The organism is Acidovorax sp. M2(2025) (assembly GCF_049330835.1).
Lineage (GTDB): Bacteria > Pseudomonadota > Gammaproteobacteria > Burkholderiales > Burkholderiaceae_C > Acidovorax.
Genome location: NZ_CP186262.1, coordinates 1,320,853 through 1,332,960, shown reverse-complemented (window position 1 = coordinate 1,332,960; position 12,108 = coordinate 1,320,853). Strand labels below are relative to the sequence as shown.

The following is a 12,108-nucleotide window of genomic DNA, read 5'->3' as shown; positions in this document are numbered from 1 at the left end:
ATCCGTGAAAAGTGGCTCTTGCGCCCTGCAGTATTGCGCAATCAGCTATTATTTTTATAGCAATCCAGTGCCATGGGAGCCGCTTCAGCCGCAGCCGCCGTGCCCGCCCGAGCGCGCCGGGGGCGGCATGGGGGCATCGCGGTCGGCGCCGGCGGCGGCCAAGCGCTCGGCATACCGGGCCCACAGCGCCTCCTGCTGCTGGCCCAGTTCGTACAGGTAGTCCCAGCTGAAAATGCCGCTGTCGTGCCCGTCCGAGAAGGTGGGCTGGACCGCGTAGTTGCCCACCGGCTCCAGGTGGACCAGCGTCACGTCGCGCTTGCCGGTCTGCAGCACCTCCTGCCCGGGGCCGTGGCCCTGCACCTCGGCCGAAGGGGAGTACACGCGCATCAGCTCGAACGGAATGCGAAAGCGCGCGCCGTCCGAGAACGCAACCTCCAGCACGCGCGAGGTCTCGTGCACCGTGAGCGCCTCGGGGGTGGGGGCGCCTGATTTCAAGCCTGCCATGGCAAAGGTTCCTTGGATCGGGTTGACGAAGAAAAATCGGACAAGTCAAAGGGCCGCACGCCACCGCCCGGGTCAGGGCGAGAGCGCCGCCAGCCGCTGGCGCAGCGCCTCTTCCAGCGCGGGCAGGCGCGCGCGCACGGCGTCTTCCTGCGCCTGCGGGCCGGGCCGCTGGGCGCTGGCCCACACGGGCGACGGAAAGTGGCTGTCCCAGCCAAACCGCGCAATCACATGCCAGTGCAGATGGGGCACCATGTTGCCCAGCGCGGCAATGTTGACCTTGGTGGGCGACAGGTGCTCGCGCAGGGCCTGCTCCACCGCCACGACTGCGTCCATGCAATGGGCACGGTCGGACGCGGGCAGATCCGAGAACTCTGCCACGTGCGCGTTCCACACCACGCGGTAGAACGCCGGAAAGCCGGCCTCGTTCGCGCGGATGACCCGCAGGCGCTCGCCGCGCCAGACCAGTTCGCCGCCGTCTTCAGCGCACAGGGGGCAGGCGGTGCTCACAGCAACCATCTAGACCAACACCCGCTCGATGCCACCGCCGTTGGCGCGCTGCACGTACTCGGGCATCCAGTTCTCGCCCAGGATCTCGCGGGCCATCTCGATGACGATGTAGTCGGCTTCGAGCAGGCCGTTTTGCAAGTCGTCCTGGTAGCGGTTCAGGCCCTGCAGGCAGCTGGGGCAGCTGGTGAGGATCTTCACGTTGTCTTTCTCGCCCACGGCGCCGCTGGCGCGCAGCGTGGCCTCGCCCTTGCGGATCTCTTCTTCCTTGCGGAAGCGCACCTGCGTGGACACGTCCGGCCGCGTCACGCCCAGCGTTCCGGATTCGCCGCAGCAGCGGTCGCTCTTCAAGACCTGCTCGCCCACCAGCGCCTTCACGGTCTTCAGCGAATCCTGCTGCTTCATGGGGTTGTGGCAGGGCTCGTGGTACAGGTAGGCGCCCTTGCCCTGCAGGGTGATGCCCTTCTCCAGCAGGTATTCGTGGATGTCGATGATGCGGCAGCCGGGGAAGATCTTGTCGAACTGGTAGCCCTGCAGCTGGTCGTAGCAGGTGCCGCAGCTCACCACCACGGTCTTGATGTCCAGGTAGTTGAGCGTGTTGGCCACGCGGTGGAAGAGCACGCGGTTGTCCGTGATCATCTTCTCGGCCTTGTCGAACTGGCCGCTGCCGCGCTGCGGGTAGCCGCAGCACAGGTAGCCCGGCGGCAGCACCGTCTGCACGCCCGCGTGCCAGAGCATGGCCTGGGTGGCCAGGCCGACTTGCGAGAACAGGCGCTCGGACCCGCAGCCGGGGAAGTAAAACACCGCCTCCGTCTCGGCCGTGGTGGTGGCCGGGTTGCGGATGATCGGGACGTAGTCCTTGTTTTCGATGTCCAGCAGCGCGCGCGCGGTCTTCTTGGGCAGGCCGCCGGGCAGCTTCTTGTTCACGAAGTGGATCACCTGCTCCTTGATCGGCGCGGTGCCCACCGTGGCCGGCGGCTTGGCCGTCTGCCTGCGGCCCACCGTGCGCAGCAGGTCCACGGCCATGCGCTGGGCCTTGAAGCCCACGTCCACCATGGCGGTGCGCAGCAGCTTGATGGTGTCGGGGCTGGTGGCGTTGAGCATGGTCATGGCCAGCGCGTTGCCGGGCCTGAAGCTCTTCTTGCCCATCTTGCGCAGCAGGTTGCGCATGTTCATGGTCACGTCGCCAAAGTCGATCTTGACCGGGCACGGCGTGTAGCACTTGTGGCAGACGGTGCAGTGGTCGGCCACGTCTTCAAACTCCTGCCAGTGCTTGATGGACACGCCGCGGCGCGTCTGCTCCTCGTACAGGAAGGCCTCGACCAGCAGCGAGGTGGCCAGGATCTTGTTGCGCGGGCTGTACAGCAGGCTGGCGCGCGGCACGTGCGTGGAGCACACGGGCTTGCACTTGCCGCAGCGCAGGCAGTCCTTCACGCTGTCGGCAATCGCGCCGATGTCGCTTTGCTGCATGATCAGCGACTCGTGCCCCATCAGCCCGAAGCTGGGGGTGTAGGCATTTGTCAGGTCGGCATGCAGGACGGCCGCATTCGAGGCATTTTTGGCCTCCAGCGCTTGTCCAGCAAGCGCTGGCAGCTCCTGATTTCGTAGCAACTTACCCTTGTTGAACCGGCCTTCCGGGTCCACCTTGCGCTTGTATTCGGCAAAGGGCCGCAGCTCGTCGTCGGTCAGGAACTCCAGCTTGGTGATGCCGATGCCGTGCTCGCCCGAGATCACGCCGTCCAGGCCGCGCGCCAGCACCATGATGCGGCCCACCGCTTCGTGCGCGGTCTGCAGCATCTCGTAGTCGTCGCTGTTGACGGGGATGTTGGTGTGCACGTTGCCGTCGCCCGCGTGCATGTGCAGGGCCACCCACACGCGGCCCTTGAGCACGCGCTGGTGGATGGCCACGGCCTCGTCCAGGATGGGCTGGAACGCCGCGCCGGTGAAGATGCCTTGCAGCGGCGCCCGCAGCTGCGTCTTCCAGCTGGCGCGCAGGCTGTGGTCCTGCAGCTGCGGGAACAGCGCTTCCACGTTGTCCAGCCAGCCTTGCCACAGCGCGCGCACCTCGGCCAACAGGGCAATGGCCTGCGCCACGCGGTCTTCCAGCAGCTCGGCGGCGGGCACGTCGTCGGCCGCGTCCTGCTTGCCCAGCGGCAGGTTGCCGCGCGCAAAGAAATCGGTGAGCGCGTCGCACAGCTTGAGCTTGTTGCGCAGGGAGAGTTCGATGTTGATGCGCTCGATGCCGTCGGTGTACTCGGCCATGCGCGGCAGCGGGATCACCACGTCTTCGTTGATCTTGAAGGCGTTGGTGTGGCGGCTGATGGCGGCCGTCTTCTTGCGGTCGGCCCAGAACTTCTTGCGGGCGTCGGCGCTGATGGCGATGAAGCCTTCGCCGCTGCGGGTGTTGGCCAGGCGCACGACCTCGCTGGTCACGCGGGCCACCTCGTCGGCGTTGTCGCCGGCAATGTCGCCGATCAGCACCATCTTGGGCAGGCCGCCATTGCCCTTCTTGCTCTTGGTGGCGTAGCCCACGGCCTTGAGGTAGCGGTCGTCCAGGTGTTCCAGCCCGGCCAGCACCACGCCGCTGCGCTTTTGCTCGGCGAACATGTGGTCCTTGATGTCCACGATGCTGGGCACGGCGTCCTTGGCATTGCCGAAGAACTCCAGGCACACGGTGCGCGTGTGCTCGGGCATGCGGTGCACCACCCAGCGGGCGCTGGTGATGAGGCCGTCGCAGCCCTCCTTCTGGATGCCGGGCAGGCCGGCGAGGAACTTGTCCGTCACGTCCTTGCCCAGGCCTTCCTTTCGGAAGGTGCAGCCCGGGATCTGCAGGCGCTCGGTGCGCACAGGCGTCTTGCCGTCGGCCTCGAAGTACTGCAGCTCGAAGGTGGCCACGTCCACGTCATGGATCTTGCCCATGTTGTGGTCCAGGCGCGTCACCTCCAGCCATTGGGCCTCGGGCGTCACCATGCGCCAGCTGGCCAGGTTGTCCAGCGCCGTGCCCCACAGCACGGCCTTCTTGCCGCCCGCGTTCATGGCGATGTTGCCGCCGATGCACGATGCCTCGGCGCTGGTCGGGTCCACGGCAAAGACGAAGCCCGCGCGCTCGGCCGCATCGGCCACGCGCTGCGTGACCACGCCGGCCTCGGTCCAGATGGTGCCCACGTCACGGTCCAGGCCCGGCAGGCGGCGCAGCTCCACCTCCGTCATGGCCTCGAGCTTTTCGGTGTTGATGACCACGCTCTTCCACGTGAGCGGGATCGCGCCGCCGGTGTAGCCGGTGCCGCCCCCGCGCGGGATGATGGTCAGGCCGAGCTCGATGCATCCCTTGACCAGGCCGGCCATCTCGGCCTCGGTGTCGGGCGTGAGCACGACGAACGGGTACTCCACGCGCCAGTCGGTGGCGTCCGTCACGTGGCTGACGCGCGAGAGACCGTCGAACTTGATGTTGTCCTTGGCCGTGAGGCGGCCCAGGGTTTTCTGAATCTGGCGGCGCAGCTGTGCGGCCTGCTCGAACGTGGCGTTGAACTCGGCCACCGCGCGGCGCGCGGCGACGACCAGCTCGCCCACCAGGCGGTCACGCTCAGCGTCATCGGCCGGCGTGCGGCGTTTTTCGATCTCGCTCAGGCGGTGGTTCAGGGCGTCGACCAGCAGCTTGCGGCGGTCGGGGTTGTCCAGCAGGTCGTCCTGCAGGTAGGGGTTGCGCTGCACCACCCAGATGTCGCCCAGCACTTCGTACAGCATGCGGGCGGAGCGGCCCGTGCGGCGTTCCTTGCGCAGCTGGTCCAGCACGTCCCAGGAGGCGGAGCCCAGCAGGCGGATCACGATCTCGCGGTCGGAGAACGAGGTGTAGTTGTACGGAATCTCGCGCAGACGCACAGGCTCGGCAGCCTGCGCCTGCAGGGCAGCCAACGCTATCGGAACATTCATGGGGGATCTACCTGGGGTGGGGGCGTGATTTTATGTCAGGCCCTCCGGACGCGCCGGGCGGAGCCCCGCGCCAGGAGGCCCTGCAAAGCGCCGGCCCCGGAGTTTCCAGCCAAATCGGCCTGCAGCGCTTGTCCAGCAAGCGCAAACAGCTATTATTTTAGGAGCAACAATCTCAGAAGAGCACCCGGCTGCGCAGCGTGCCCGGCACCTGGGCCAGCCGGTCCAGCGCCAGATGGGACGAGGCCGCGTCGGTGTCGATCACCACGTAGCCGATGGCCTCGTTGGTCTGCAGGTACTGCGCTGCGATGTTGATCTGCAGGTCCGAAAAGACGCGGTTGATCTCGGACAGCACGCCCGGCACGTTGCGGTGGATGTGCAGGATGCGGTGCTTGCCCGGGTGGGCCGGCAGCGCCACTTCGGGGAAGTTGACCGACGAGGTGCTGGTGCCGTTGTCGCTGTACTTGACCAGCTTCTCGGCCACTTCCAGGCCGATGTTGGCCTGCGCCTCCATGGTGGAGCCGCCGATGTGGGGCGTGAGGATCACGTTGTCCAGCCCGCGCAGGGGCGAGAGGAACTCGTCCTTGTTGGTGCGCGGCTCCACCGGGAACACGTCCACGGCCGCGCCCAGCAGCTTGCCGGCCTTGATCGCTTCGGCCAGCGGCTCGATCTCCACCACCGTGCCGCGCGACGCATTGATGAGGATGCCGCCCGGCTTCATGGCGGCGATCTCGGCCGCGCCAATCATCCACTGCGTGGAGGGCAGCTCGGGCACGTGCAGGCTCACGATGTCGCTTTGCGCCAGCAGCTCGTGCAGGTTGTGCACCTGGCGGGCGTTGCCCAGGGGCAGCTTGCTGACCACGTCGTAGAACGCCACGTGCATGCCCAGGGCCTCGGCCAGCACCGACAGCTGCGTGCCGATGGAGCCGTAGCCCACGATGCCCAGCGTCTTGCCGCGGATCTCGTAGGCGTTTTCGGCGCTCTTGAGCCAGCCGCCGCGGTGCGCCACGGCATTCTTTTCCGGCACGCCGCGCAGCAGCAGGATGGCCTCGGCCAGCACCAGCTCGGCCACGGAGCGGGTGTTGGAATACGGCGCATTGAACACCGCGATGCCGCGTTCGCGCGCGGCGTTCAGGTCCACCTGGTTGGTGCCGATGCAAAAGCAGCCCACGGCCACGAGCTTGTGCGCCTGGGCGAACACCGCCTCGGTGAGCTGCGTGCGCGAGCGGATGCCCAGGAAGTGCACGTCCGCGATCTTGCGCTGGAGTTCATCGTCCGGGAGCGCGCCGGAAACGGTCTCGACCTGCGTGTAGCCCGCGGACCGGATCACGTCCACGGCAGAAGCGTGGATGCCCTCGAGCAGGAGGAATTTGATCTTGTTCTTGTCCAGCGAATTGGTGGCCATGGCAAATGAGGTCCGTAGAAAGAAGACAGCGCGCGGCGGCGCGAACGAACCGGCGCGGCAGCCACCGCCCCGGGCCCGCCAGCATGGTGCATTGCACAAAACCTTGCAAGCCGGGGCAAATCAACAACTGCCTGTCACAAAAGAGTCAAAATCTGTCCCCCACAGGGCAGCCCAAGGGGTTTCCCGGTTGTTGGTGGCCGCCGGGCCATGCGACAACGACATATCCTTGTCACATCGGCTGCATACCCTGCGGCCTTTGTGCTTTTGTCATTCCTGGAGGAAGATTCATGCAATTCAAGCATCTGGCGCTCTCTGCCGCCATCGCGCTGTCCGTCGCCGCACCCGTGCACGCGCAGCCGGTGGAAATTCAATGGTGGCATTCGATGAGCGCGGCACTGGGCGACTGGGTCAACGACCTGGCCAAGCAGTACAACGCCAGCCAGACCCAGTACAAAGTCGTGCCCACCTACAAGGGCACGTATGACGAATCCATGACAGGCGCCATCGCCGCCTTCCGCGCCGGCAACGCGCCGCACATCCTGCAGGTGTTTGAAGTGGGCACCGCTACCATGATGGCCAGCAAGGGCGCCATCGTGCCGGCCGGCAAGGTGCTGACCGACGCAGGCTTCAAGTTCGAGCCCACCGACTACGTGTCCGCCGTGGCCGGCTACTACACGGCCCCCAACGGCCAGATGCTGAGCTACCCGCTCAACAGCTCCACCACCGTGTTCTACTACAACAAGGACGCCTTCAAGAAGGCGGGCCTGGACCCGAACAAGGCCCCCAAGACCTGGCCCGAGGTCTTTGAAGCCGCCTCCAAGCTCAAGGCCAGCGGCCACAGCTGCCCGTTCACCACCAGCTGGATCAGCTGGACGCAGCTGGAGAGCTTCTCGCTGTGGCACAACACGCTGTTCGCCTCCAAGAACAACGGCTTTGACGGCAACGACGCCCAGCTGCAGATCAACACCCCGCTGCATGTGCGCCACTTCGAGAACCTGGCCAAGGCCTCCAAGGACGGCAGCTTTGTCTACAAGGGCCGCGGCAACGTGCCCGACGCCTCCTTCCCCTCTGGCGAGTGCGCCATGATGACGGGCTCCTCCGGCCTGTACGCCCGCGTGGCCAAGGAAGCCAAGTTTGCCTACGGCATCTCCGCCCTGCCCTACTACCCCGACGTGAAGGGTGCCCCGCAGAACACCGCCATCGGCGGCGCCAGCCTGTGGGTGATGTCCGGCAAGAAGGCCGAGGAATACAAGGGCGTGGCCAGCTTCCTGAACTTCCTGAACGACACCAAGGTGCAGGCCGCCAGCCACCAGCGCACGGGCTACCTGCCCGTGACCATGGGCGCCTACAAGCTGACCGAGGCTTCGGGCTTCTATGACAAGAACCCTGGCACCGACGTGGCCGTGACGCAGATGATCCGCAAGGCCACCGACAAGTCGCGCGGCATCCGCCTGGGCAACTTCGTGCAGATCCGCACCATCATCGACGAGGAAACCGAACAGATCTGGTCGGGCAAGAAGTCGCCCAAGGAGGCGCTGGACGCCGCCGTGGCCCGCGGCAACGAACAGCTGGTGCGCTTCGCACGCGCCAACAAGTAAGCACGCCGCGCCTGCCGGTCACCTGTCGATGCCGGCCGGCCCTGCGCCGGCCGCATCGAGAGCCCGCCGCCCCGTCAACCATGGAGGTTCACGGGGCGGCGGGGTTTTGTTTTTGAGAGTTCCGACATGGAAAAACGCGTTCTTTTCCGCTCTGCATGGCTGCCCTGGGTGCTGCTCGCACCCCAGCTGGTCATCATCAGCGTGTTCTTTTTCTGGCCTGCGGGCCAGGCCCTGGTGCAGTCGTTCCAGATGCAGGACTCCTTCGGCTTTTCGAAGGAATGGGTGGGGTTCGACAACTTCCGGGACCTGTTCCAGGACCCCGGCTACCTGGCCTCGTTCAAGACCACGGCCTTCTTCTCGATCCTGGTGGCGGTCAGCGGCATCACGCTGTCGCTCGTCCTGGCGATCTTTGCCGACCGCATCGTCCGGGGCGCCATGGTGTACAAGACCGCCCTGCTGCTGCCCTACGCCGTCGCCCCTGCCGTGGCCGGCGTGCTGTGGATGTTCATGTTCTCGCCCTCGCTGGGCGTAGTGGCGTACCTGCTGCGCCAAAGCGGGTTCGACTGGAACCACATGCTCAACTCCGACCACGCCATGGCGCTGATCGTGATTGCCGCGGTGTGGAAGCAGATCTCCTACAACTTCCTATTCTTCCTGGCCGGGCTGCAGTCCATTCCCAAGTCGCTGATCGAGGCGGCCGCCATCGACGGCGCCGGCCCGTGGCGCCGGTTCTGGAGCATCCAGTTCCCGCTGCTGTCGCCCACCACGTTCTTCCTGCTGGTCATCAACGTGGTGTATGCCTTCTTCGACACCTTCGCCATCGTGGACGCCACCACCCAGGGCGGCCCGGGCCGCGACACCGCCATCCTGGTCTACAAGGTGTACCACGACGGCTTCAAGGCCATGGACATGGGCGGCTCGGCCGCGCAGTCGGTGGTGCTGATGGCGATCGTCGTCGTGCTGACGGTGATCCAGTTCCGCTACGTCGAAAAGAAAGTCCAATACTGATATGGTTGAACGTAGCCCTTATCTCACCGCGTTCTCGCACCTCGTCATGGTGCTGGGCGTGATCATCGTCGGCTTTCCGCTGTACCTGGCGTTCGTCGCCTCCACCCACACGGCCCAGGAGATCGTGCAGGTGCCCATGCCCATGGTGCCCGGCAGCAATTTCTGGAACACCTACCACGACGCACTGTTTGGCGGCGGCACGGGCGCGGGCTCGACCGCGCCGGTGGCCCGCATGATGTGGGTGAGCTTCGTCACCGCCATGGTCATCACCGTGGGCAAGATCGCGATCTCGCTGCTGTCGGCGTTCGCCATCGTGTACTTCCGCTTCCCGTTCAAGGGCATCTGCTTCTGGCTGATCTTCATCACGCTGATGCTGCCGGTGGAAGTGCGCATCGGCCCCACGTACCAGGTGGTGTCGGACCTCGGCATGCTCAACAGCTATGCGGGCCTCACGGTGCCGCTGATCGCGTCGGCCACGGCCACCTTCCTGTTCCGGCAGTTCTTCCTCACGGTGCCCGACGAACTGGTGGAAGCCGCGCGCGTGGACGGCGCCGGCCCCATGCGCTTCTTCAAGGACATCCTGGTGCCGCTGTCGCGCACTTCGATTGCCGCGCTGTTCGTGATCCAGTTCATCTATGGCTGGAACCAGTACCTGTGGCCGCTGCTCGTGACCACCTCGGAAGACATGTACCCGGTGGTCATCGGCATCAAGCGCATGCTGGCCGGCGGCGATGCCGGCAACGAGTGGAACATCGTGATGGCCACCGCCCTCCTGGCCATGCTGCCGCCCGCCGTGGTGGTGGTGCTGATGCAGCGCTGGTTCGTCAAGGGGCTGGTGGACACCGAGAAATAAGCGCATTCGAATAAAAACCTGCCCCAGCGCCCTACCCACAAGCGCGAGCAGCTACCAAATCAATAGCAAAATGGCATCCCTTTCCTTTCGCAACATCATCAAGCGCTACGGCCACGGGCCCAAGGCCAACCAGGTCATCCATGGCGTGAACGCCGAGGTGAAGGATGGCGAATTCATCGTCATCGTCGGCCCGTCGGGCTGCGGCAAATCCACGCTGCTGCGCATGGTCGCGGGCCTGGAGGAAATCTCCGGCGGCGAGCTGCGCATCGGCGACCGCGTGGTGAACGACCTGGAGCCCGCGCGCCGCGACATCGCCATGGTGTTCCAGAACTACGCGCTCTACCCGCACATGACGAACTTCGAGAACATGGCCTACGGCCTGAAGATCGCCAAGGTGCCCAAGGACGAGATCAAGGCGCGCGTGGACAAGGCCGCCAAGATCCTGGAGCTCGGCCACCTGCTGGAGCGCAAGCCGCGCGAACTGTCGGGCGGCCAGCGCCAGCGCGTGGCCATGGGCCGCGCCATCGTGCGCCAGCCCCAGGTCTTCCTGTTCGACGAGCCGCTGTCCAACCTGGACGCCAAGCTGCGCGCGCAGACGCGCCTGGAGATCCAGAAGCTGCACCGCGAGCTGGGCATCACCAGCCTGTTCGTCACGCACGACCAGGTGGAGGCCATGACGCTGGCGCAGCGCATGATCGTGATGAACGCCGGCAACATGGAGCAGTTCGGCACGCCCGAGGAGGTCTACCACACGCCCGCCTCCACGTTTGTGGCCAGCTTCATCGGATCGCCGCCCATGAACCTGCTCAAGAACGCGCCCGGCGTGCAGCCCGGCACCATCCTGGGCATCCGCCCCGAGCACCTGGACGTGACCACCGGCGACGGCTGGGCCGTGACGGTGGAGACCGTGGAGCTGCTGGGCGCCGAACGCCTGATCTACGGCCGCCTGAACGGCGAGTCCATCATCGTGCGCGTCGAGGAAGGGGCCTACGCCCCCGCCCCGGACACCGTCATCCACGTGCAGCCCCGCGCCGACCGCCTGCACGCGTTCGACGCGTCCAACGGCAAGCGGATCGCCGCCTGAGGCCATGCCCGCCGCGGCTGCCGCCACCACCCCGCAGCGCATCCACGCCACGGTGCCGGTGCTGGCGTCGCTGGATCTGGCCGAGACGCTGCTGTTCTACCGTGACCGGATGGGCTTTGCGCCCGTGCTGGAGATGGACAACTACCTCATCGTGGCACGCGACGGCTGCGAGCTGCACTTCTGGGCCTGCGCCGAACGCCACATCGCCGAGAACACCTCGTGCTATGTGCGTGCAGATACCGAAGCGCTGCATGCCGACTTCGCGGCGCGCGGCCTGCCGCTGGCGCCCCCGGCCGTCCAGCCCTGGGGCATGAAAGAGATGGCGGTCATCGACCCCCATGGCAACCTGCTGAAATTTGGTGAACCCGCATGAGCACACCCGCATCGCCCCTGCCCCACTGGCCCTACCCGCGCTGGATTGCCCACCGGGGCGCCGGCAAGCTGGCGCCTGAAAACACCCTGGCCGCGTTCCGCCTGGGCGCGCAACACGGCTACCGCATGTTCGAGTGCGACGCCAAGCTCAGCAGCGACGGCGTGCCCTTTTTGATGCACGACGCCACGCTGGAGCGCACCACGAACGGCCGCGGCACCGGCGGCGACCAGCCGTGGAGCGCACTGGCCCAGCTCGACGCCGGCGGCTGGCACTCGCGCCAGCATGCGGGCGAGCCGCTGCCCACGCTGGAGAACCTGGCGCGCTTTTGCATCGCCAACGGCTACTTCCTCAACATCGAGATCAAGCCCACGCCAGGACTCGAAGAAACCACCGGGCAGGTGGTGGGCGAACTGTGCGCCCGCCTGTGGAAGAACGAGACCGTGCCGCCGCTGTTCTCGTCCTTCCGGCCCGAGGCGCTGGCCGGCGCCCGCGCCACCGCGCCCCACCTGCCCCGCGCGCTGCTGCTGGACACGCTGTGGGACGGCTGCCTTGATGTGGCCCGCGAACTCGGCTGCGTGGCCATCGTCTGCAACCACGCGCTGTGGGACCGCGCGCTGGTGGCGCAGGTGCAGGGCTGGGGCCTGCGCGCGCTCAGCTACACGGTGAACGACGAGTGGGCCGCGCAGCGCCTCATCGACCTGGGCACCGACGGCATCATCACCGACCGCGTGGACCTGTTCAGCCCGGCCCTGCGGCCGTAAGGTTGGCGTCGGGTCGGGCGCCGTTGCGCACCTGCCCGACGCAACGGCAAGGCGTTGGCCTACAGCGCGTCCGGCCCATCCGGCGCTGGGC

10 protein-coding genes are annotated in these 12,108 nt (G+C 66.4%); 6 read left to right on the top strand and 4 right to left on the bottom strand.

The window, feature by feature from the left end; genetic code table 11:
• Positions 1 to 84: 84 nt before the first annotated feature.
• The 4 genes from ACOYR3_RS06160 to serA form a co-directional block, all read right to left on the bottom strand.
• Positions 85 to 504, bottom strand: coding sequence for a gamma-butyrobetaine hydroxylase-like domain-containing protein (locus ACOYR3_RS06160; RefSeq protein ID WP_422845589.1), 420 nt, complete (start codon positions 502 to 504; stop codon positions 85 to 87).
• A 72-nt stretch (positions 505 to 576) separates the two neighbouring features.
• The gene (locus tag ACOYR3_RS06155; protein WP_422845588.1) at positions 577 to 1,020 is read right to left on the bottom strand and encodes an HIT family protein; all 444 of its coding nucleotides are present in this window, start codon (positions 1,018 to 1,020) and stop codon (positions 577 to 579) included.
• The gene (locus ACOYR3_RS06150) at positions 1,021 to 4,938 is read right to left on the bottom strand and encodes a DUF3683 domain-containing protein (protein ID WP_422845587.1); all 3,918 of its coding nucleotides are present in this window, start codon (positions 4,936 to 4,938) and stop codon (positions 1,021 to 1,023) included. It lies immediately after the preceding gene.
• Positions 4,939 to 5,110: 172 nt separating this feature from the next.
• Positions 5,111 to 6,340, bottom strand: coding sequence for a phosphoglycerate dehydrogenase (serA, locus tag ACOYR3_RS06145; RefSeq protein ID WP_422845586.1), 1,230 nt, complete (start codon positions 6,338 to 6,340; stop codon positions 5,111 to 5,113).
• Positions 6,341 to 6,627: 287 nt separating this feature from the next.
• Here serA and ugpB point away from each other — a divergent pair, with 287 nt between their 5' ends.
• The 6 genes from ugpB to ugpQ all read left to right on the top strand — a co-directional run bounded on the left by ugpB (position 6,628) and on the right by ugpQ (position 12,017).
• Complete coding sequence (ugpB, locus tag ACOYR3_RS06140; protein WP_422845585.1) at positions 6,628 to 7,938, top strand: sn-glycerol-3-phosphate ABC transporter substrate-binding protein UgpB; 1,311 nt, start codon at positions 6,628 to 6,630, stop codon at positions 7,936 to 7,938.
• Positions 7,939 to 8,064: 126 nt separating this feature from the next.
• Positions 8,065 to 8,946 (top strand): sn-glycerol-3-phosphate ABC transporter permease UgpA, encoded by an 882-nt coding sequence (ugpA, locus tag ACOYR3_RS06135; protein ID WP_422845584.1) that lies wholly within the window; start codon positions 8,065 to 8,067, stop codon positions 8,944 to 8,946.
• A gap of 1 nt (position 8,947) precedes the next feature.
• Complete coding sequence (gene ugpE / locus ACOYR3_RS06130) at positions 8,948 to 9,799, top strand: sn-glycerol-3-phosphate ABC transporter permease UgpE (protein ID WP_422845583.1); 852 nt, start codon at positions 8,948 to 8,950, stop codon at positions 9,797 to 9,799.
• Between the two features lie 70 nt (positions 9,800 to 9,869).
• Positions 9,870 to 10,883 (top strand): sn-glycerol-3-phosphate ABC transporter ATP-binding protein UgpC, encoded by a 1,014-nt coding sequence (ugpC, locus tag ACOYR3_RS06125; RefSeq protein WP_422845582.1) that lies wholly within the window; start codon positions 9,870 to 9,872, stop codon positions 10,881 to 10,883.
• A gap of 4 nt (positions 10,884 to 10,887) precedes the next feature.
• On the top strand, positions 10,888 to 11,256 hold the full coding sequence (locus ACOYR3_RS06120) for a bleomycin resistance protein (RefSeq protein WP_422845581.1): 369 nt from the start codon (positions 10,888 to 10,890) through the stop codon (positions 11,254 to 11,256).
• Positions 11,253 to 12,017 (top strand): glycerophosphodiester phosphodiesterase, encoded by a 765-nt coding sequence (gene ugpQ / locus ACOYR3_RS06115; RefSeq protein WP_422845580.1) that lies wholly within the window; start codon positions 11,253 to 11,255, stop codon positions 12,015 to 12,017. Before ACOYR3_RS06120 ends, ugpQ begins: the two co-directional genes overlap by 4 nt.
• Positions 12,018 to 12,108 lie beyond the last annotated feature (91 nt).

What these genes read in the sequence shown, in the direction of transcription:
- ACOYR3_RS06160 (WP_422845589.1), bottom strand. Translation starts at nt 504, where the DNA reads ATGGCAGGCTTGAAATCAGGCGCCCCCACCCCCGAGGCGCTCACGGTG.
- ugpB (WP_422845585.1), top strand. Translation starts at nt 6,628, where the DNA reads ATGCAATTCAAGCATCTGGCGCTCTCTGCCGCCATCGCGCTGTCCGTC.
- ugpQ (WP_422845580.1), top strand. Translation starts at nt 11,253, where the DNA reads ATGAGCACACCCGCATCGCCCCTGCCCCACTGGCCCTACCCGCGCTGG.
- ACOYR3_RS06155 (WP_422845588.1), bottom strand. Translation starts at nt 1,020, where the DNA reads ATGGTTGCTGTGAGCACCGCCTGCCCCCTGTGCGCTGAAGACGGCGGC.
- ACOYR3_RS06150 (WP_422845587.1), bottom strand. Translation starts at nt 4,938, where the DNA reads ATGAATGTTCCGATAGCGTTGGCTGCCCTGCAGGCGCAGGCTGCCGAG.
- ACOYR3_RS06120 (WP_422845581.1), top strand. Translation starts at nt 10,888, where the DNA reads ATGCCCGCCGCGGCTGCCGCCACCACCCCGCAGCGCATCCACGCCACG.
- ugpE (WP_422845583.1), top strand. Translation starts at nt 8,948, where the DNA reads ATGGTTGAACGTAGCCCTTATCTCACCGCGTTCTCGCACCTCGTCATG.
- ugpA (WP_422845584.1), top strand. Translation starts at nt 8,065, where the DNA reads ATGGAAAAACGCGTTCTTTTCCGCTCTGCATGGCTGCCCTGGGTGCTG.
- ugpC (WP_422845582.1), top strand. Translation starts at nt 9,870, where the DNA reads ATGGCATCCCTTTCCTTTCGCAACATCATCAAGCGCTACGGCCACGGG.
- serA (WP_422845586.1), bottom strand. Translation starts at nt 6,340, where the DNA reads ATGGCCACCAATTCGCTGGACAAGAACAAGATCAAATTCCTCCTGCTC.